Source organism: Pseudomonas sivasensis, assembly GCF_052938085.1.
In genome coordinates this window covers 4,917,208-4,937,603 of sequence record NZ_CP176442.1, presented here as the reverse complement: position 1 = coordinate 4,937,603, position 20,396 = coordinate 4,917,208, and the positions used below count along the sequence as shown (strand labels likewise).

The 20,396-nt window shown below is 59.8% G+C and carries 17 protein-coding genes; 4 read left to right on the top strand and 13 right to left on the bottom strand.

Annotated features, from left to right (window positions below):
- Positions 1 to 247: 247 nt before the first annotated feature.
- From ACKZ62_RS22815 to ACKZ62_RS22805, 3 genes are read left to right on the top strand one after another with little or no spacing between them, the layout of a single operon-like run.
- Positions 248 to 1,375 (top strand): GNAT family N-acetyltransferase, encoded by a 1,128-nt coding sequence (locus ACKZ62_RS22815; RefSeq protein WP_447095861.1) that lies wholly within the window; start codon positions 248 to 250, stop codon positions 1,373 to 1,375.
- Positions 1,372 to 3,141, top strand: a complete 1,770-nt coding sequence (locus tag ACKZ62_RS22810) for a sensor histidine kinase (RefSeq protein ID WP_095183944.1) — start codon at positions 1,372 to 1,374, stop codon at positions 3,139 to 3,141. The genes ACKZ62_RS22815 and ACKZ62_RS22810 overlap by 4 nt, the downstream gene beginning before the upstream one ends.
- Entirely contained in the window at positions 3,131 to 4,528 is a 1,398-nt protein-coding gene (locus ACKZ62_RS22805; RefSeq protein WP_447095860.1) for a sigma-54-dependent transcriptional regulator, read from the top strand. The genes ACKZ62_RS22810 and ACKZ62_RS22805 overlap by 11 nt, the downstream gene beginning before the upstream one ends.
- 124 nt (positions 4,529 to 4,652) lie before the next feature.
- Here the strand turns inward: ACKZ62_RS22805 and ACKZ62_RS22800 are convergent, their stop codons facing one another.
- From ACKZ62_RS22800 to ACKZ62_RS22750, 11 genes are all read right to left on the bottom strand, one after another.
- Complete coding sequence (locus ACKZ62_RS22800; RefSeq protein WP_095183946.1) at positions 4,653 to 4,991, bottom strand: GlpM family protein; 339 nt, start codon at positions 4,989 to 4,991, stop codon at positions 4,653 to 4,655.
- Positions 4,991 to 6,328: a two-component response regulator AauR gene (locus tag ACKZ62_RS22795; protein WP_032891818.1), complete on the bottom strand. Its 1,338-nt coding sequence runs from the start codon at positions 6,326 to 6,328 to the stop codon at positions 4,991 to 4,993. The genes ACKZ62_RS22800 and ACKZ62_RS22795 overlap by 1 nt, the downstream gene beginning before the upstream one ends.
- On the bottom strand, positions 6,325 to 8,226 hold the full coding sequence (locus tag ACKZ62_RS22790; protein ID WP_032891816.1) for a two-component sensor histidine kinase AauS: 1,902 nt from the start codon (positions 8,224 to 8,226) through the stop codon (positions 6,325 to 6,327). Before ACKZ62_RS22790 ends, ACKZ62_RS22795 begins: the two co-directional genes overlap by 4 nt.
- Positions 8,227 to 8,396: 170 nt before the next feature.
- The gene (locus ACKZ62_RS22785) at positions 8,397 to 9,131 is read right to left on the bottom strand and encodes an amino acid ABC transporter ATP-binding protein (RefSeq protein ID WP_032891813.1); all 735 of its coding nucleotides are present in this window, start codon (positions 9,129 to 9,131) and stop codon (positions 8,397 to 8,399) included.
- Positions 9,128 to 9,799, bottom strand: a complete 672-nt coding sequence (locus ACKZ62_RS22780; protein WP_032891811.1) for an amino acid ABC transporter permease — start codon at positions 9,797 to 9,799, stop codon at positions 9,128 to 9,130. The genes ACKZ62_RS22785 and ACKZ62_RS22780 overlap by 4 nt, the downstream gene beginning before the upstream one ends.
- Entirely contained in the window at positions 9,799 to 10,545 is a 747-nt protein-coding gene (locus ACKZ62_RS22775) for an amino acid ABC transporter permease (RefSeq protein ID WP_032891809.1), read from the bottom strand. The genes ACKZ62_RS22780 and ACKZ62_RS22775 overlap by 1 nt, the downstream gene beginning before the upstream one ends.
- A 193-nt stretch (positions 10,546 to 10,738) precedes the next feature.
- The gene (locus ACKZ62_RS22770) at positions 10,739 to 11,665 is read right to left on the bottom strand and encodes a glutamate/aspartate ABC transporter substrate-binding protein (RefSeq protein WP_032891807.1); all 927 of its coding nucleotides are present in this window, start codon (positions 11,663 to 11,665) and stop codon (positions 10,739 to 10,741) included.
- A gap of 314 nt (positions 11,666 to 11,979) precedes the next feature.
- Complete coding sequence (glpD, locus tag ACKZ62_RS22765) at positions 11,980 to 13,518, bottom strand: glycerol-3-phosphate dehydrogenase (RefSeq protein WP_447095859.1); 1,539 nt, start codon at positions 13,516 to 13,518, stop codon at positions 11,980 to 11,982.
- Positions 13,519 to 13,796: 278 nt separating this feature from the next.
- A complete protein-coding gene (locus ACKZ62_RS22760; RefSeq protein WP_032891803.1) occupies positions 13,797 to 14,552 on the bottom strand; it encodes a DeoR/GlpR family transcriptional regulator in 756 nt (251 codons plus the stop codon).
- Positions 14,553 to 14,635: 83 nt separating this feature from the next.
- A complete protein-coding gene (glpK, locus tag ACKZ62_RS22755; RefSeq protein ID WP_032891801.1) occupies positions 14,636 to 16,141 on the bottom strand; it encodes a glycerol kinase GlpK in 1,506 nt (501 codons plus the stop codon).
- 81 nt (positions 16,142 to 16,222) lie between these two features.
- The gene (locus ACKZ62_RS22750) at positions 16,223 to 17,077 is read right to left on the bottom strand and encodes an MIP/aquaporin family protein (RefSeq protein ID WP_032891800.1); all 855 of its coding nucleotides are present in this window, start codon (positions 17,075 to 17,077) and stop codon (positions 16,223 to 16,225) included.
- A 327-nt stretch (positions 17,078 to 17,404) separates the two neighbouring features.
- On the opposite strand from ACKZ62_RS22750, the gene ybaK reads away from it, so the two are divergent.
- Complete coding sequence (ybaK, locus tag ACKZ62_RS22745) at positions 17,405 to 17,875, top strand: Cys-tRNA(Pro) deacylase (RefSeq protein WP_032891799.1); 471 nt, start codon at positions 17,405 to 17,407, stop codon at positions 17,873 to 17,875.
- Between the two features lie 135 nt (positions 17,876 to 18,010).
- On the opposite strand, the gene ACKZ62_RS22740 is transcribed toward ybaK, so the two are convergent.
- Positions 18,011 to 19,120, bottom strand: coding sequence for an ABC transporter ATP-binding protein (locus ACKZ62_RS22740; RefSeq protein ID WP_095183949.1), 1,110 nt, complete (start codon positions 19,118 to 19,120; stop codon positions 18,011 to 18,013).
- A complete protein-coding gene (argF, locus tag ACKZ62_RS22735; protein WP_032891794.1) occupies positions 19,117 to 20,037 on the bottom strand; it encodes an ornithine carbamoyltransferase in 921 nt (306 codons plus the stop codon). The genes ACKZ62_RS22740 and argF overlap by 4 nt, the downstream gene beginning before the upstream one ends.
- Positions 20,038 to 20,396: the final 359 nt, after the last annotated feature.

Sequence of the window (20,396 nt, the reverse complement as noted above, 5' to 3'; positions counted from 1 at the left end):
TGCGGTCTAGCTGGAGAAACTCGTTGCCTGGAGTGGGGCTGCTTCGCAGCCCAGCGCGGGGCAAGCCCGCTCACCACAAAAAGTACCGCTCACCACAAAAGGTGCCATTCACCACAAAAAGTACCGCCCACTACAAAAGGTGCCATTCACCACAAAAAGTACCATTCACTACAAAAAATCTTTCATCACAGATAGCCCCATTCACCTCAAAAAATCGCCGGCCCCAGGCCCTGAATATGGAAACGATGTGATTACCACCCAAGCCTTCCCCACCATCCGGGCCCTCCAGCGCAGTGCGTGGAACGATTGCTTCCCCGGTGCCCTGGAAGACTGGGACTATTACGTCGCCGTGGAAAACGCGGCCCTCGATGATTTCCAGTGGCGCTACCTTGCGGTCTACGAAGACGGAACCCTGGTGGCAGTCGCACCCGCGTTCATCACCCATTACCGCCTCGACACCACGGTTTCAGGCGTCGGCAAGCGTTTCACCGAACGCCTTGAGCGACGGTGGCCGGGGGTTTTGACATTGGGCCTCTATGCCATCGGCTCGCCGGTGGCCGAGCGCTGTGATGCCGGATTTGCCCGCCACGTCCCCGAGTCGCGCCGCCCGTTGTTGCTCAAGCATGTGCTGGACGCCGCACGCCACGACGCCGATGACTTCGGTATCGGCCTGGTGGCGGTCAAGGACGCGCCGAGCAACGATCCGCACTGGGCCGACAGTTGTCGCGCCGCCGGTTTCCAGACCATGCCGAGCCTGCCCACCGGTGTGTTGCCGTTGCCCTACGGTTCTGTGGACGCCTACCTGGGCTCTCTGGGCAAATCCACGCGCAAGGATCTGCGTCGCAAACTGCGCGCACCGGGGCCACGGGTGGAGTGGCGGCGCAACATCGACGATGTACTGCCTGAGGTCATGCGCCTGTACGAAGCCACACTCACCCGCGCCGAGCTGCAATTCGAACGCCTGCCTGCGGGCTACTTCACCGGTGTGCTTGAACGCCTTGAGTCACGCGCGGTGTGTGCGCTTTACTGGGTGGACGAGCAGTTGGTGGCGTTCAACCTGATGCTGGTGGATGAGCATCGGCTGGTGGACAAGTTCTTCGGGCATGACGTGAACTTCACCCGCGACTACAACCTGTATTTCCGTAGCTGGCTGACCAACGTCGACTATTGTATTGAGCACAATATTGCGATGTACGAGTGCGGGCAGGCCGGGTATGCCAGTAAGCTGCGCCTGGGCTGTGAGTTCCATGGCAACAGTGTGTTTTTCCGCCACCGCAACCGGCTGGTCAATGGCCTGCTCAAGCTTGTAAAACTGTTTATTCGACCGGACCGTTCCGACCCTGCCATGGCTGCTGCGATAAGCGAAACCCGATGATCACCAAGACCCGCCAGAAAGCCCGTCCCTTTGCCATTTCGCGCTGGAGTGTCCAGCGCAAGCTGGTGCTGGCATTCTGGTTGGTCAGCGTGATTCCCACCATGATCGCGGCGGAGTTGGCCGCCACCACGCTGTCGCAGATTTTCGACAGCAACGTGCGGATCTGGCTGCAGGAGTCGACCAAGATCGTCAAGGACGAGATCGGCGACATCCTTCATGACAACGCGCGCATGGCCAAATTGTTCCTGCGCTACACCAGCCCGCCGGAGAACCGGCAAGCTGCCCGGCACGACCGCCTGACGGCCGACATCGCCGATGCCACGGACATTGACGTGGTCGCGTTGATTCGCGTCAGTGACCACAAAACGGTGTTCAGCACCGCCTCCGACGACATCGTCAAGCAGATCAGCCTGACCAGCAACGCGGTGTTGCAGACGGTGCAGGTGGCGGGCGTGAGCACGGGCATTGTGGTCTCTACGTTCGACACTTCCCGGGACGGCGTCGACTACCAGTTGCTGGTGGCCACTTACCTGGACAGCAGTTTCCTCACCAGCGTGGCCGATGTGCACTCCCTTGACCTGCGCCTGTACCTGGCCAACCCCGAGGGTTTCTCGGAAATTTTCTCGACCCAGCGCTTCGAGGATCACCCGTCGCGCATCCCCAAAAATGTCGAAGCGGCTATGCGCAGCACCAAACAGCCCAGCGAGCAATTCACCAATAACTACAGCGGTTTGTACTGGCCGATCTTCAACGACGCAGGCGATTTGCAGGGCGTGATTTTCAGCGGCCTGCTGCGCCATAGCAGCCTGGTGGGGCTGGTCAACCAGAGCAATCTGTTCGTCTTGATATTCCTGGTCAGCTCGGCGCTGTCATTGGCGGCGGGGGTGTTGGTGTCACGGCGCCTGACCCGGCCGCTGCGAGACTTGTCCCAAGGCGTGAGTGCGGTGATTTCCGGCAATTACACCCATCGCGTAGCGGTCAGCGGCGGCGATGAGCTGGCGCAATTGAGCAGCACCTTCAACCATATGACCGAGCGTCTGGGCGAGTTGCATCACCTCGAAGCCCAGTTGCGCCGCCGCGATCGCCTGCATGCACTGGGCGAAGTCGCCATGGGCCTGGCCCACGAGATCCGCAACCCCCTGGGCATCATCAAGACCGCTACCCAGTTGCTGCACCGCCGCGCCGACCTGGCGGACACCGATAAGCGCCACCTGGAGTACGTGATCAGTGAAGTCAGCCGCATCAACGACCTGATCACCGAGTTCCTCGATTTCGCCAAGCCCAATCCGCCGCTACGTGTGGTGCAGCCGGCACGTCCGCTGGTGGAGGAAATCTTCGGTTTCTGCGCCCCGGAACTGGCTACTCACAACATCGATGCGCAGATCGACGACCAGGCACCGGGCGCGACTATTTACGCGGATGCCAAGCAGCTCAAACAGGCGTGCCTCAATCTGATTCTCAACGCCATCGACGCGATGCCCGAAGGCGGGCGCCTGACCGTGGGGATTCGCACGGTGGGCGACAACACCGTTATCAGCATTGCCGACACCGGCCAGGGCATTCCGGCAGAGATGGTCGAGCGCATCTTTACGCCCTTCGTCACCACCAAGGCCTCGGGTACTGGCTTGGGTCTGGCCAAGGTCTATTCGATCATGGAAAGTCACGATGGCAGCATCGAATGCGCCAGCGAGAAAGATGCCGGCGCCACCTTCAGCCTGTACATTCCGGCGATGGGCGAAGACGACGAGGACAGTCATGACGCATAACATTCTAGTGGTCGACGACGAACCCAAGCTCTGTGATCTGCTGGCGTCGGCCCTGAGTCAGAACGGCATCCAGGTATTTATCGCCGGTAACGGGCTGCACGCGCTCAAGGTGCTGGAGCAGGAAGACATCGACCTGGTGATCAGTGACTGGCGCATGCCAGGTATGGACGGGCCGGCGCTGCTGGCGGAGATCAAGGTGCGCTACCCCCATGTGCCGGTGATCGTGATGACCGCCTACAGCACGGTGAAAAACGCCGTGCAGTCGATGCGCAACGGCGCCTATGACTACATCGCCAAGCCGTTCGATATCGACGAACTGGACATCACCGTCAGCAAAGCCTTGCAGTTTCGCGACATCATGCGCGACAACGCACGCCTGCGCGCCGAGCTGGATGAGCATGCCCAGTTCGACAGCCTGGTGGGTGACAGCCCGGCGTTTCGCACGGTGTTGCAAGCGGTGGAATCGGTGCGTGACAGCAGCGCCACTGTCCTGCTGACCGGCGAAAGCGGGACCGGCAAGGAAATGGTCGCCCGTGCCATCCACAAACACGGCAGCCGTGCCGACAAACCCTTCGTGGCGGTCAACTGCGCCGCAATCCCGGAAGGGCTGCTGGAAAGCGAGATGTTCGGCCACCGCAAAGGCGCATTCACTGGCGCGGTAGCGGACCGGGTAGGGCGTTTTATGCAGGCCGACAAAGGCACGCTCTTCCTTGATGAAGTCGGCGATATGCCTCTGGCGTTGCAGGCCAAGATCCTACGTGCATTGCAGGAGCGGGTCATCGAGCCGGTGGGCGATCCCCGCGAGCGCAAGGTGGATGTGCGAGTGATCGCGGCCACCAACAAGAACCTGTTGGAAGCGGTGGCCAAGAAGGAGTTTCGCGAAGACCTGTATTACCGCCTCAACGTGTTCCCGATCCCTTTGCCGGCCCTTCGCGAGCGCGTCGAAGACATCGCGCCCCTGGCCCGCCACTTCGCCCAGACCCTCAGCGCCACTGCGGGCAAACGCGTCACCGGCTTCAGCCCCGAAGCATTGCAGGCGATGGCCGCGTATCACTGGCCCGGCAATATCCGCGAGCTGCAAAATTGTGTGGAACGCGCAACGATTGTAGCGGCCTCGCCGGTCATCGAAGATATCGACCTGCCGGGTTACCTGTTTGCGTCGAAGCCGAGCGAGCTGGGCGTGACGACGATTCTCAGCGACGGGCCAGGGATTCCTCAGGACTTGGATGCGGCGCTGGCGGAGGTGGAGAAGGCCTACATACTGGCGGCGTTGCAGGAGAGTAATGGCGTGCAGGCTGCGGCGGCGGCGAAGATCGGGATCTCTGAGCGCAGTTTCTGGTATCGCCTTAAGAAGCTGGGCATCCAGGTCGACAAGATAGTCCGCTGATACACCTCGATTAAAAATGTGGGAGGGGGCTTGCCCCCGATTGCAGTGGATCAGTTAAAGATGAACTGACTGACACACCGCTATCGGGGGCAAGCCCCCTCCCACATTTTTTGACCGAGTCGGGTCAGGTATGGAGGCGTACCCAGATACTCACCAGGATCGTCGCGGCGATCAGCCACGCTACCGCGGCTACGGCTAAAGAGGCCTCCAGCCGCATGCGGTCAACCATCACATACAACGTCGCCAGATACACAAAGTACGGAATGATCGACCACATCCCAAACAGGATCGTGGTCTTCAAATCGTCTACCGAACGGCCCTTGCCGACGATGTAATGGGCGATCAGCGCAAAGGTCGGAAACAGCGGTACCAGCCCCGCGATGTAATAGTTTTTGGTCTTGGCCAATGCGGCCAATATCAGTACCACCGCCGCGCCGAGGGCGGCTTTCAAGAATAGATCCATCAGTGACTCAACCCGTATTTCTTGACCTTGTCGAAGAGGGTGGTCTTGGCCATCCCCAGTTCCTGGCTGGCCTGGGTCAGGTTGCCGCCGCTGCGTTGCAGGGCGTCGCTGAGCAGGTTGCGCTCAAAGGCTTCCACCGCTTCGGTAAACGCCAGGCCGTGGCTGCCACTGCTGGCGCCGCTTTTTTTGAAGGCGGGCAGGCCGAGGGCGAAACGTTCGGCGACGTTGCGCAGCTCACGCACGTTGCCGGGCCAGTCATGGCTCATCAGGCTGGACAGGGTCTGGTTGTCCAACTCCGGCGCGGTGCGGTCGAAGCGTAGGGATGACTGCTGCAGGAAGTGTTCGAACAGTTGCAGGATGTCTTCGCGGCGCTCGCGCAACGGGGGCAGTTCCAACGTGACCACGTTGAGGCGGTAGTACAGGTCACTGCGGAACTGGCTGGCGCGGCTCAGTTCGTCGAGGTCGGACTTGGTGGCGGCGATCACGCGGCAATCCACGGCCACGCTCTGGTTCGAACCCAGGCGTTCCAGAGTGCGTTCCTGCAACACCCGCAGCAATTTGATCTGCAGGTTGATCGGCATGCTTTCTACTTCATCGAGAAACAGCGTGCCTTCGTGGGCGTGCTCGATCTTGCCGATGCGCCGCTTGCCGGCGCCGGTAAATGCGTTGGCTTCGTGGCCGAAAATCTCGCTTTCGAACAGGTTCTCCGGCAGGCCGCCGCAGTTGAGGGCGACGAACTGGTGCGAGTGGCGCCGGCTGAAATCATGCAGGCAGCGGGCGACCAGTTCTTTACCCGTGCCGGTCTCGCCTTCGATCAGCACGTTGGCTGAGGTATCGGCGACGTTGGCGATCAGCTCGCGCAGGTTCTGCATGGCAGGGGAGCGGCCGATGATGCGGCCTTCCAGGGAGTCACGCTCGGCCAACTGACGGCGCAGTGACCAGACTTCCCGCGCGAGTGCGCGTTGCTCAAGGGCACGACGAGCGACATCCACCAGGCGTTCGGGAGAGAAGGGCTTCTCCATGAAATCGTAAGCGCCATTGCGCATGGCGCCGACGGCCATGGAGATATCGCCGTGCCCGGTGATCAGCACCACCGGCAGGCTTTTATCCAGGGCCTTGAGGCGGGTGAGCAGCTCCAGGCCGTCGATGCCCGGCAGGCGAATGTCGCTGATCACGATGCCCGCGAAGTTCTCGCCGATGCGCTTCAACGCCTCTTCGGCACTGCCCACGCCTTCGCTGGGAATATCTTCCAGCGCGAGGGCCTGCTGGCAGCCGAGCAGCACATGGGGGTCGTCTTCGACGATCAGCACGGTGAGGTCTTGAGGATCAATATTCATGTCGACTCAGCTTGTTGAGCGCCTACCAGCGGCAGGCTCAGGACAAAAGCGGTACCACCACTGGCCGGATGCTCAACGGCGAGCGTGCCGCCGGTGGCCGCCGCGAGGCTGGCGGACAGGGTCAGGCCCAAGCCCAGACCTTGCTCGCCGGGCTTGGTGGTGAAGAACGGTTCGAACAAATGCTTGCGCGCCTCGGCGTCGATGCCGTGGCCGTTGTCGCGTACATGCAGGCGGTATTTGCCTTCGGCGACACTGCCTTCCAGCCACAACTCGGGAGCGGGTTGTGCCTGCATGGCGTCAAGGGCGTTGCCGATCAGGTTGACCAGGATCTGCTCCAGGCGTGTCTGGTCGATCTGCAAATGGGCCGCAACGAAGTCGCGATGCACGGTCAGCGGCAGGCTGTCCAGGCGCGCGCCCAGTACCTGGAACGCGGCGTCCACCGCCTTGGCGAGGTTGGCTTCGCCCTGGTCGTCACCGCGCCGGGCAAAGGAGCGCAGGCTGGCAGTGATGCGGCCCATGCGGTCGATCAGTTCGTTGATGGTCTTGAGGTTGGCGCTGGCGGTGTCCAGGGCGCCGCGCTCCAGGAAGCGCACGGTGTTGCCGGACAAGGTGCGCAGCGCGGCCAACGGCTGGTTCAATTCGTGGGCAATGCTGGTGGACATCTGGCCGATGGCCGCCAGTTTCCCGGCCTGCACCAGCTCATCCTGGGCACGGCGCAGGGTTTCTTCGGCCTGGCGTCGTTCGCGGATCTGGCCTTTGAGCCGTTCGTTGCTGGCGCGCAGGTCCGCGGTGCGTTCGGCAATCCGACGCTCCAACTGGCTGTTGGCTTCCTGCAAGGCTTCCCGTGCGGCGAGGCGGGTGGCGATGACTTTGCGTCGCTCATTCCAGGCAATCAGCAGGAATGCCACCAGACCAAATGCGACAGCCACCAGAATGCCTTGGTTGATCGCTGCGCGGCGCAGGTCATTGAGGGGAGTGAGGAGGGTGAAATTCCACGGTGTGTCGTTGAGCGGTCGGGTTTGCGCCAGGTAGCTAACTTCGTGCTCGTCGTTGACCACTTCGCTGTTGGCCGGAAAGGTCAGTTTTTCGGTGCCTTCGTTCAAGCGCTCACGGGCCAGCGGTTCCAGCTCGTTCAGCGTGGCCCAGTAATATTGCAGGCTGTGGGCCAGGCGATCCTTGGTTTCATTGCTCAACGGACGCACGGCCTTGAGGCGGCGGGCCGGGTCGCTGGAGAGGATGATGATGCCGTTCTCGTCGCTGACGAAGGCTTCCAGGCGCGCACGTTGCCAACGTTCTTCCAGCGCTTCAAGGCGTACCTTGACCACTGCGACGCCGATGATCTTGCCGTGCTCTTCCAACCCGTGGGCCAGGTAATAACCGGGTTCGCCATTGGTGCTGCCGATGCCGTAGAAACGCCCGGGCTGGCCGCGCACGGCGTTCTGGAAATACGCGCGGAAGGAGAGGTCTTCACCCTGGTAACTGTCGGCATCGCGCCAGTTGCTGGTGGCCAGCACCCGACCGGTGGTGTCCATCACGTAGATGGCCCGACTGCGACTGCGTCGGTTCAGGCCTTCGAGGTAGTCGTTGACGTTTTTGCGGGTTTCCTGGCTCGGGTCGGCGAGCAGCTGCGAGACGCTGGTCTCCAGCTCCAGCAGGCTGGGCAGGTAAGTGTATTTGCTGAGTTCACTTTCGACGGTGCGGGCATGCAGCTCCAACTGGCGTTCGCCTGTGTCGCTGAGGGTGCGGATGCCGTAGTACTCGCTGATCCAAAAGCCGATATAACCCAAGCCGATCATCAGGGCGACGATCAACGGCGGCAGGAACAGTTGGCGAATCAGACGAGGCTTCACGGCAAGTGATGGCGGTGCGGCGCGAAATTGGTTGGGGTCGCATTTCATCACAGATGCCTTGGGTCAACCAGAGCTGCCAGCCTGTGCGGTCCAGCATGGGAGGGGGCTTGCCCCCGATTGCAGTGTGTCAGTCGGTATATCTATCGCTGATCCACCACTATCGGGGGCAAGCCCCCTCCCACATTGGCCCGGTTTCTACAGCAGGAGCTATGTAGTGCTTAGTGCTGCAGGATTTTCTCAAGGAAGTGCTGCGCACGCTCGGAGCGGGCGCTGATGTCGCCGAAGAATTCTTCTTTCGGGCAGTCTTCGATGATCTTGCCGGCGTCCATGAAGATCACGCGGTCGGCCACTTTACGGGCAAAGCCCATTTCGTGGGTTACGCACATCATGGTCATGCCTTCCTGGGCCAATTGCACCATCACGTCCAGCACTTCGTTGACCATTTCCGGGTCCAGGGCCGAGGTCGGTTCGTCGAACAGCATGACGATCGGGTCCATGGCCAGGGCGCGGGCAATCGCCACACGTTGTTGTTGGCCGCCAGAGAGTTGGCCTGGGTGCTTGTGGGCGTGCGCCGACAGGCCGACGCGCTCCAGCAGTTGCAGGCCTTTCTTGGTCGCCTCTTCCTTGCTGCGGCCGAGCACTTTGATCTGTGCGATGGTCAGGTTTTCGGTGATGGTCAGGTGCGGGAACAGTTCGAAGTGCTGGAACACCATGCCCACGCGCGAGCGCAGTTTCGGCAGGTTGGTCTTCGGGTCGGCGATGGAGGTGCCGTCGACCTCGATGTCGCCTTTCTGGAACGGTTCCAGCGCGTTGACGCATTTGATCAGGGTGGATTTACCCGAGCCCGAAGGCCCGCACACCACGATCACTTCGCCTTTTTTGACCTCGGTGCTGCAATCGGTCAGCACCTGGAAGTCGCCATACCACTTGTTGATGTTCTTGATAGAGATCATACGGCAAACCTTTTTTGCAGACGCTTGACCAGCAGCGAGGCGGAAAAGCTGATGATGAAGTAGACGACACCGGCAAAGATCAGGAACTCATTGGAGCGGCCGATGATGTCGCCGTTGGAGCGGGCGGAGTTGAGGAAGTCCACCAGGCCCACGGTGTAGACCAGCGAGGTGTCCTGGAACAGGATGATGCTCTGTTGCAGCAGCAACGGGGTCATCTTGCGGAACGCCTGGGGCAGGATAATCAGACGCATGGTCTGGCCATAGGTCATGCCCATCGCTTGCGCTGCGCCCATCTGGCCCTTGGGAATCGACTGCACGCCGGCCCGCACGATCTCACAGAAATACGCGGCTTCGAACATCATGAAGGCCACGACGCAGGAGGTGAACGCTCCGATGGGTGTGTCTTCGCCGGTGATCCAGCGCAGTACGAACGGTACGGCCAAGTAGAACCAGGTGATCACCAACAGCAACGGGATCGAACGGAAATAGTTCACATAGGCGCCGGCCAGGCGCGACAGCAGTTTGCTGGACGACAGGCGCATCAGCGCCAGGATCGTGCCCAGGGCGATACCGCCGATCACGCCCATGACCATCAACTGCAAGGTCATGACCATGCCGTTCCACAGGCCTGGGATCGCGGGGATGATGCCGCTGAAATCGAGTTCCATTATTTACCCCCCACGGAGATCAGGCCGGGCACTGCGACTTTCTTCTCGACCACGCGCATCAGCAGCATCAGGCTCATGTTCAGGGTGAAGTAGATCAGCGTGGCCAGGGTGAAGGCTTCAAACAGGTTGGCCGAGAACTCGGCGGTCTGCTTGGTTTGTGCCAGCAGTTCCATCAAGCCGATCAAGGACGCCACGGAGGAGTTCTTGAATACGTTGAGGAATTCCGAGGTAAGCGGCGGAATGATGATGCGGTAGGCCTGCGGCAGCAGCACGTTCCAGTAGATCTGCGGCAGCTTGAAGCCCATGGCGCGCGCAGCGGATTCCTGGCCACGTGGTAACGCCTGGATGCCGGTGCGCACTTGCTCACACACGCGGGCGGCAGTGAACAGGCCAAGGCACACGACGACGCTCAGGTAGGCCGAGGTGGTCGGGTTCAGGTCTTGTTTGTACCAGTCCTGCAGGTTTTGCGGCAGCAGGTCGGGTATCAGGAAATACCAGATGAACAGCTGAACCAGCAGCGGCACGTTACGAAACAGTTCCACGTAGCAGGTCGCGATGCCCGATACGAGGCGGTTTGGCACAGTGCGCATGACCCCCAGAATGGAGCCCAGCAGCAAGGCGATAATCCATGCCACGACAGCGATGGCAATGGTCCAGCCCAAGCCGGCGATGTACCAGTCGAGATAAGTCTCGCTGCCCACGCCGGTGGACTTGAAGAACACGCCCCAGTCCCAGTTGTAATTCATTAGGGTCTCCCCTCGAGATCGATCGATGTACAAGCACCCGCTTGGGGAAAATCCATTCCCTCCTGGCGATGAACGCCAGGCACACACGATCGGCTCGAAAACCGCCAGGTCGAGTGTTCCAAGTTAAATCCAGCAGGTAATTACAGACGCCTGAGGGAGGGTTGCTCCCTCAGGAGATAAGGTTAGATCAGTGTCAGATTTTTACGTCAGGCGCTGGCTTGTCGCTTGGGTTGGCGATCAGCTCTTTAACCTTGTCACTCATTGGGAAGTTCAGGTTCAGGCCTTTAGGTGGAATCGGGCTCTCGAACCATTTGCTGTAGATCTTGTTGATTTCACCGGATTTGTACAGGGCGGTGATGGCGCCATCTACGGCTTTCTTGAAGTCTGGATCGCCTTTGCGAACCATGCAGGCGTAGGCTTCGAAGGACTGTGGAGTACCGGTGATTACCCAATCATCCGGCTTCTTCGCCTTGGCTTCTTCGCCGGCCAGCAGGGCGTCATCCATCATGAACGCAACGGCGCGGCCGCTTTCGAGCATTTGGAAGGATTCGCCGTGGTCTTTGGCGGAGATGACGTTCATGCCCATCTGCTTGTCAGCGTTCATCGCTTTGATGATGCGCTCGGACGTGGTGCCAGCGGTGGTCACGACGTTCTTGCCTTTCAGGTCGGCAAAGTCGGCGTAAGACGGCTTGCCGTCCTTGTCTTTCTTGACCAGTAGGCGGGTGCCGATTTCGAAGATGTTGACGGTGAAGTCGACTTGCTGAGCGCGCTCGGCATTGTTGGTGGTGGAGCCGCACTCAAGGTCCGCAGTGCCGTTCTGGATCAGCGGAATACGAGTTTGCGAGGTGACCAGGTTGTACTTGGTCTTCAGGTCGGGCTTGTTCAGGTCTTTTTTCAGTTGCTCGACGACAGCTACTTGGATGTCGTGGGAGTAGCCAACCGGTTTGCCCGAACCATCCGCGATGTAGGAAAACGGAATGGAGCTGTCGCGGTGCGCGAGGGTGATGGTGCCGGAGTCGTTGATTTTCTTCAGTGTGCCGGTGAGTTCGGCGGCAAAAACTGGAGTGCTGATCAGAGCAGCAGCGATAGCTGCGCCCAGGATATGGGGAACGATGCGCATCAATACTTCCTCGACATTTGTTTTTTTTATGAAGCCAGTTAGACGGCTCTCTTGTACAGCGAATGCCCGTGACGGCTCCTGAGGCGTCCCAGGCAATCGTCCAAGAGTGTAGAGCATGAGTCGTGCCAGGCCAGGGTTAAATGGCTAACCGTATGATTTATATGATGATTAACTTTGTGTGACGGTAAATATGTAACTGTACGGTCCGGCAAACCGAATAGCTTGCAGTGTTGCGTTCGGAAAACCGAATGACTTGGCGCGCATAAAAAAGCCCCTGGGCCTCGCGGCGCAGGGGCATTTGTATGAAGAGTCTGTCAGGCCGCCTGAGTCTTGCTGCGGTTCTGCTCAACTTGGGACAGGTAACGTTGCAGGTTGTCCTGTTCTTCCGGTGTGGTGAACAGGCCAAGCTTGGTACGGCGCCACAGCACGTCCTGAGGTTGGGTCACCCATTCTTCGGCGCACAGGTAGTCGACTTCTCGGGTATACAGGCCACCACCCAAGTGGTCGCCCAGGTCGGCCAGCGATTGCACGCCTTCCAGCAGGCGCCATGTGCGGCTGCCATAGGTGGTGGACCAACGGCGTGCGATCTCGCTCGGCACCCAGTCGAATTTGTGGCGAATGGCTTCGGCCAGGGCTTCTGGTGAGGTCATGTCTTCGCCACCCGGCAGGCTGGCCTTGGCGGTCCAGCTTGGGCGCATTTGGGTGAAATACGGGGCCAATTGCGCCATCGCCGACTCGGCGAGCTTGCGATAGGTGGTCAGCTTGCCGCCGAACACCGACAGAATCGGTGCCTCGCCTGCGCCGCCCGACACCGACAGGGTGTAATCGCGGGTGATCGCCGATGGGTTATCCGACTCGTCGTTGCACAGCGGTCGTACGCCGGAGTAGGTGTGGACGATGTCATCGCGGCTCAGTTGTTTCTTGAAGTGCGCGTTTACCACGTTGAGCATGTAGTCGGTTTCACCTTCGGTGATCGCCACTTTCGCCGGATCGCCGGTGTATTCGCGGTCGGTGGTGCCGATGATGGTCAGGTGGTTCAGGTACGGAATAGTGAAGACGATGCGCTGGTCTTCATTCTGCAGGATGTGCGCGTGGGCGCCTTCGTACAGTTTCGGCACGATCAGGTGGCTGCCCTGGATTAAGCGGATGCCGTAGGGCGAATCCAGCTTCAGGTCTTCCTTGATGAACTTGGCGACCCACGGGCCGGCGGCATTCACCAAAGCGCGGGCGCGGATCGAGAACAGGCTGCCGTCGGCGCGTTCCATATTCATATCCCACATACCGTTGCTGCGGTGCGCGCTGATGCAGCGGGTCTGGGTGTGAATGTGCGCGCCTTTTTCGCGAGCGGCCATGGCGTTGAGCACCACCAGGCGGGCGTCATCGACCCAGCAGTCGGAGTATTCGAAACCCTTGGTGATTTCGCTTTTCAGCGGGCTGTCAGCGCCAAACTTGAGGCTTTTGGAGCCGGCGAGCTTTTCGCGTTTGCCCAAGTGGTCATACAGGAACAGACCTGCGCGGATCATCCACGCTGGGCGCAGGTGCGGGCGGTGCGGCAATACAAAGCGCATCTGCTTGACGATGTGCGGGGCCTTGGCCAGCAGCACTTCGCGTTCGGCCAATGCTTCACGCACCAAGCGGAACTCGTAATGTTCGAGGTAGCGCAGGCCGCCGTGGATCAGCTTGCTGCTGGCGGAGGAGGTGTGGCTGGCCAGGTCGTCCTTTTCGCAAAGGAATACTGAAAAACCGCGACCGGCTGCGTCTGCTGCAATGCCGACGCCGTTGATCCCGCCACCGATTACGGCAACGTCATAGACTTCGGCAAGCGGTGATGCAGGCAAGGTGGAAGGGTTCATCGGCTGGCCTCGCGATTTTTTCGTCTTGGAATTCGAACATTAATGTTCATTTGCGAAAATGGTAGCTGATAAACGCGCGCACAGCCACTCGACTTTGATTGAAAAAACTCATCAAAGGGCGGGAAAAGGAAGAATTGTGAACATGAGCCTTGGAAAGGCTTGAGGAAAAGGGTGTGTGATGGCGCGCCATTGTGGGAGTAAGCCCCTTCCCACATTCGAGCGTATTCACAGCTCGAAGGGTGGGAGGGGGCTTGCCCCCGATGACGTCAGTGCAGACGCTATACGACTTCCAGGCGAACCTTATGGTCATTCAGCAACTGCACCAGCGCCGGCACCGGCTGCTGATCCGTCACCAGGCAGTCCACCAGGCTGATCGGCCCTAAACGAATCATGGCATTGCGCCCAAATTTGCTCGAGTCCGCCGCCAGGATCACTTTGCGGGCATTGGCGATGATCGCCTGGGAAACCCTGACTTCCTGGTAATCGAAATCCAACAAGCTGCCGTCTTCATCAATGCCGCTGATACCCACCAAGGCAAAGTCGACCTTGAACTGGTTGATGAAGTCCACGCTGGCCTGGCCCACCACACCGCCGTCACGCCGCACGTTGCCGCCAGTCAGCAGCACGTCAAAGTCATCCTTGGCACTGAGCATGGTGGCGACGTTGAGGTTGTTGGTGATGATTTTCAGGTGGTTGTGATTCAGCAGCGCACGGGCGATGGACTCGGTGGTGGTGCCTATATTGATGAACAGCGAGGCGTGGTCGGGGATTTGCGCGGCAATGGCCTCGCCGATGCGCTGTTTCTCGTCGCGCATCTGGTCGGCACGCATGGCGTACGCGGTGTTTTCGACACTGGAGTCATAGGCCGCGCCGCCGTGGTAGCGGCGCAGCAAATTGGCGTCCGCCAGCTGATTGATATCGCGGCGGATGGTCTGCGGGGTGACAACAAATAGCTGCGCCATTTCCTCGATACTGACGTAGCCGCGCTCGCGGACCAGTTCGAGGATTTGTTGTTGGCGGGGAGGCAGATTCATGGGGCGTCCTTTGGGCTGCCATACAAAAGTGGCCCATGATGACGCAGGAATCCGCTCCCGGCCAGTTACAACCGGAGCTTGGCTTATTCGGCGCCTTCGTGCGGTTCCCAGTCGCGGGTGCGGCTGACAGCTTTTTGCCATCCAGCGTAGAGTTTTTCTTTGGCTGCTTCATCGAGCTGTGGTTCGAATTCGCGCTCGATCACTGCCTTGCCTCGCAACTCGTCCAGGCTGCCCCAGAAGCCACAGGCCAGGCCGGCCAGATAGGCGGCGCCCAATGCCGTGGTCTCGCGCATTTGCGGGCGCTCGACCTGGGTGCCGAGGATATCGGCCTGGAACTGCATCAGGAAGTTGTTGGCTACCGCGCCGCCGTCCACACGCAGGGCCTTGAGGCGTTCGCCGGAGTCCTGCTGCATGGCATCGAGAACGTCACGGGTTTGGTAGGCAATCGACTCCAGTGCTGCACGAATAATGTGATCCACGCGTACGCCACGGGTCAGGCCGAACAGTGCGCCACGGGCGTAGGGGTCCCAGTACGGAGCACCCAGGCCTGTGAAGGCCGGGACCAGGTACACGCCATTGCTGTCCTTGACCTTGCCGGCGAAGTATTCGGTGTCGGTGGCGTCGGCAATGATCTTCAACTCGTCACGCAGCCACTGCACAGTGGAGCCGCCGTTGAACACCGCGCCTTCGAGTGCGTAGGCCACTTCGCCACGCGGGCCGCAGGCGATGGTGGTGAGCATGCCGTGCTTGGATTTCACCGCTTTGTCGCCGGTGTTCATCAGCAGGAAGCAGCCGGTGCCGTAGGTGTTCTTGGCCTGGCCGGCTTCCACGCACATCTGGCCGAACAGCGCCGCTTGCTGGTCACCGGCGATACCGCCGATGGCGATGCCGCTCTTGGTGCGGCCGTAGATCTCCGAAGAGGACTTCACTTCCGGCAGCATTTCGCGAGGAACGTCGAGGATCTCCAGCATCTTCGCATCCCACTCCAAGGTGTGGATGTTGAAGAGCATGGTGCGCGAGGCGTTGGTGTAATCGGTGACGTGGGTTTTGCCGCCGGTAAATTTCCAGATCAGCCAGCTGTCCACAGTGCCGAACAGCAGTTCGCCGTTGCGCGCGCGCTCACGGCTGCCTTCGACGTTATCGAGGATCCACTTGAGCTTGGTACCGGAAAAGTACGGGTCGGTGACCAGGCCGGTGGTGTCGTTGATGTATTGCTCGTGGCCATCACGCTTGAGCTGCTGGCAGATCTCGGTGCTGCGGCGGCACTGCCATACGATGGCGTTGTAGATCGGGCGGCCGGTGATTTTGTCCCACACTACGGTGGTTTCACGCTGGTTGGTGATACCGATGGCGGCGACCTGGTCGTGGTGCAGGCCGGCTTGTGCCAGGGCTTCGACCATCACCGCGCTCTGGGTAGCGAAGATTTCCATCGGGTCATGTTCAACCCACCCTGGCTGTGGGTAGTGCTGAGTGAACTCACGCTGGGCGGTGCAGACCACGTTGGCGTCACGATCGAAGATGATTGCCCGGGAACTGGTGGTGCCCTGATCAAGGGCAATGATGTAGTTCTTATTCTGAATGTCGGTCATGTCGATTGCCTTGGACGAGAAATAAGGGAGTGGATCAACAGCCTGGGCCACTAAAAGGGCAGTAGGGACCAGGCGGCATTATCAGGAGATACGGGTTTCGCCAGTGACGGCGGTGTCTTGGGTTTCGGCGACAGCAGGTGCGGCGCTCGGCAGATGACGGGCAATCAGCCCGCGATAGGCCGCAGCACCCAGGCATGCGCCGACAATCGGCGCGAAAATCGGCACCAGGAAGTAAGGAATATCGCGGCCGCCAGTGAAGGCCATTTCACCCCAACCAGCGAAAAAGGTCATCAGCTTGGGCCCGAAATCCCGCGCCGGGTTCATCGCAAAGCCGGTCAACGGGCCCATGGCGCTGCCAATTACCGCAATCAGCAGGCCGATCAGCAGTGGCGCCAACGGGCCGCGTGGCAGTCCGTTATTGTCATCGGTCAGGGCCATGATCACGCCCATCAGAATCGCGGTAATGACCATTTCCACCAGGAAAGCCTGTGCAGTGCTCAGCAGGGCATGAGGGTAGGTGGAGAACACCGACGCCAATTCCAGGCTGGCTTGAGTGCCGCGTACCAGATGATGGGTTTGTTCGTAATCGAAAAACAGATTGCTATAGAGCGTGTACACCAGCGCCGCTGAGCAGAATGCGCCGGCCACTTGGGCGAGGATGTAGAAGGGCAGTTTGCGCTTTTCGAAGTCGGCGAAAAGGCACAGGGCGATGCTGACGGCTGGGTTGAGGTGAGCCCCGGAAATACCGGCGCTCAGGTAGATCGCCATGCTGACGCCGATACCCCAGATGATGCTGATTTCCCATAACCCAAAGCTTGCACCCGCGACCTTGAGGGCAGCGACACATCCTGTACCGAAGAAGATCAGAAGCGCAGTCCCTAGGAACTCGGCCATGCATTGGCTCGAAAGTGAAGGCTGTTGAAGAGCAGTTGTCATGGAAAACCTCAATTGTTGTTCTTGTCTGGCGCACTGCCTCAACGGGCGGTGGCGCGATTTTCACCGTGACGAGGATCCCCATCCAAGGCACGGCTTACTGCTGGAATACTGTAGGTGTATTACTACAGTGTTCGTAAGCGAAAAAATATAGACAAGAATGACCGCTGTCAAAGGTCGAAAGTGAACGGTCAGTCACTTTCGAACTATGGGTTTGATGAATGATCATGGTTGCCCTACGGAGTATCGTTTGAAGAGAGGTGCGCATTAGAGCGTTTTACGCGGGCTTGGCCTAGAATTGACCACCTGTTTGCCACCGCCGGAGACGCCATGACCCCCGCATTGGATTTGTTGAAAAAAGTTCGCGCCGAACATCGCATCCACAGTTATGAACACGATCCCAAGGCCGCCTCATATGGCCTGGAGGCCGCAGAAAAGTTGAGCCTCGACCCGGCGCAGGTGTTCAAGACCTTGTTGGCCAGCAGCGAAAAAGGCGAATTGTTGGTGGCTGTGGTGCCGGTCGTCGGAAGTCTGGACTTGAAAGCCCTGGCGCACGCGGCGGGGGTGAAAAAAGTAGAAATGGCCGACCCCGCCGCGGCGCAGCGTTCTACCGGTTATCTGTTAGGTGGCATCAGTCCGTTGGGGCAGAAGAAGCGTTTGCGCACGTTTATCGATGTGACGGCGCAGCCGTTCACGACGATTTTTGTCAGTGCGGGGAGACGGGGTTTGGAAGTGGAGTTGTCGGCAGCGGTGCTGGCGGAGCACACCCAGGCCATATTCGCAGAAATTGGTCGGGCGTAATCCCAGGCTCCTGGAGAACCCATGTGGGAGGGCGCTTGCTCACTATCGCTGTAGGTCAGCCGGTGTATCTACAGCTGACCCACTGCCATCGGGAGCAAGCTCCCTCCCACATGATGACCAGTATTCTTCAAATACTCAGTGTGCCGGGTTGTAGCGCCGTACGCCCGATTCGGATCGAGGGATCTGCGCCGCGGTGCTGCCCGAAGCCTGAAACAGCACCAGATGCTCAGCGGCTACACGAATCCCCACATCCGCCCCCACCTGATGGTCGGCATGACTGGGGAAAATCGATTCCAATTGCGCGCCGGTCGGCAACTGCAGACGGTACAAGGTGGATGCACCGAGGAACGTCTTACCGACGATCCGGGCTTTCAATGCACTGTCCGGCGCGTAGACGATGTCATCCGGGCGTAGCAACACATCCACCGCACCACCGGTCGGCCAGGTGTAGGCGCGATTGCCGCGCAGGTCACCCAGTTCGGTGCTGACGGACTCGGGCGAGCTCAATTGACCACGAATGAAATAACCCTGGCCGATAAAGCTGGCGACGTAGGGTGTCTGAGGTTCGTGATAGAGGTTGTAGGGCGTGTCCCACTGCTCCAGACGGCCCTCCTTGAAGACGCCGACCTGATCACTCACGGCAAACGCTTCTTCCTGGTCATGGGTGACCAGGATCGCACTGGTGCCGCGCGCCTTGAGAATGTCGCGCACCTCATGGCTGAGCTTGCGCCGCAGTTCGCCATCAAGGTTGGAGAAGGGTTCGTCCAGCAGCAACAGTTGCGGCTCCGGCGCCAGGGCGCGGGCGAGGGCGACACGTTGCTGCTGGCCGCCGGACAGTTCGTGAGGGAAGCGCTTGCCCAGATTCTTCAGGTTGACCAGTTCCAGCAACTCGGTAACCACGCGATCCTTTTGTGGATGCTTGCGGATGCCGAACGCGATGTTGTCGGCCACGCTGAGGTGGGGAAACAGCGCATAGTCCTGGAACACCATGCCGATGCGACGCTTCTCCGGTGCCAGGGTGAAACCGGCACTGGAGATCACTTCTCCTGCCAGGCTGATTTCGCCTTCATGCACCGGCTCAAAACCGGCAATCGCGCGCAGAGTGGTGGTTTTACCGCAGCCTGATGAGCCGAGCAGGCAACCGATATCACCCGCGTTCAGGTGCAGATTGAGGTTCTGTACCACCCGTTGATCTTGATAGCCGCATGCCAGATTGCGCAGGTTCAGCAGAAGTGGCTGGCTCATGCGTGGTGGTACGAAGGCGGGACGAGGAATTCGAGCAGAGCCTTCTGAGCGTGCAGGCGGTTTTCGGCCTGGTCCCAGGCGACCGAGCGCTCATCGTCAAGCAGGTCGAGGCTAATTTCTTCGCCGCGGTGAGCGGGCAGGCAGTGCATGAACAGCACATCCGGCGCAGCCAGGTCGAGCAAGGCCCGATTTACCTGGTACGGCGCGAACAGGGCCAGGCGCTGGGCGGTTTCGTCTTCCTGGCCCATGGAGGTCCAGACGTCGGTGCTGACGAGGTGCGCGCCCAGCACGGCGTCACGTGGGTCACGCACCAGGGTGACGCGATCGCCGGCCTGTGCCAGGAAGCGCGCGTCAGGCTCGTAGCCTTGCGGGCAAGCAATGCGCAGTTGGAAGTCGAATTGGATCGCCGCTTCTATATAGCTGTTGCACATGTTGTTGCCGTCACCGATCCAGGCCACGGTCTTGCCTTGGATGGAGCCACGGTGCTCAAGGAAGGTTTGCATGTCAGCCAGCAACTGGCACGGGTGCAGGTCATCGGACAGGCCGTTGATCACCGGAACTCGTGAGTTGGCGGAAAATTCGGTGACGGTGCTGTGGGCAAAGGTACGGATCATCACCGCATCCAGCATGCGCGACATGACGCGGGCGCTGTCGGCGACAGGCTCGCCACGACCCAGTTGAGTGTCGCGCGAAGACAGGAAGATGGCTTGGCCACCTAGTTGGATCATGCCGGCTTCAAAAGACACACGGGTGCGGGTCGACGACTTCTCGAAAATCATGCCGAGGACGCGGTTTTTCAAAGGCTCGAACAGTACGCCGCGGTTACGCAGGTCTTTAAGCTCAATGCCTCGACGGATCACGCTGACCAGCTCTTCGGGCGTGCAATCCATCAGGGAGAGAAAGTGCCTTGCGCTCATCATTAACTACCTTTTTGCAACAGACCGCAGATACTCAAAGCCTTGTTTATTGTGACAACGGGCGAGACCTGCGGCGAAAGCCGCACGGGGCGACGAAATAGGGGAAGGCGCGATATTGACATTAAATGTCGCGTCTTACCAATAGGGCTACGTTTTTAGGGGTGTTCAAGAAGGGCGCGAGAGCGCTTTTGAAGACGATTTCCTGACGGCAGCGGGCCATTTGTACACTGGCGTCGCAACCTTTTGCAATGCGCGGGGGCGGGCTCGGATCAGGCCGCGTCGGTTTCCGGGGCTGTATATAGCGTTTTGTAACATTTGCTCATGCTTGGTCATGGCCTGGCCTAATGCTTGCCGATTCA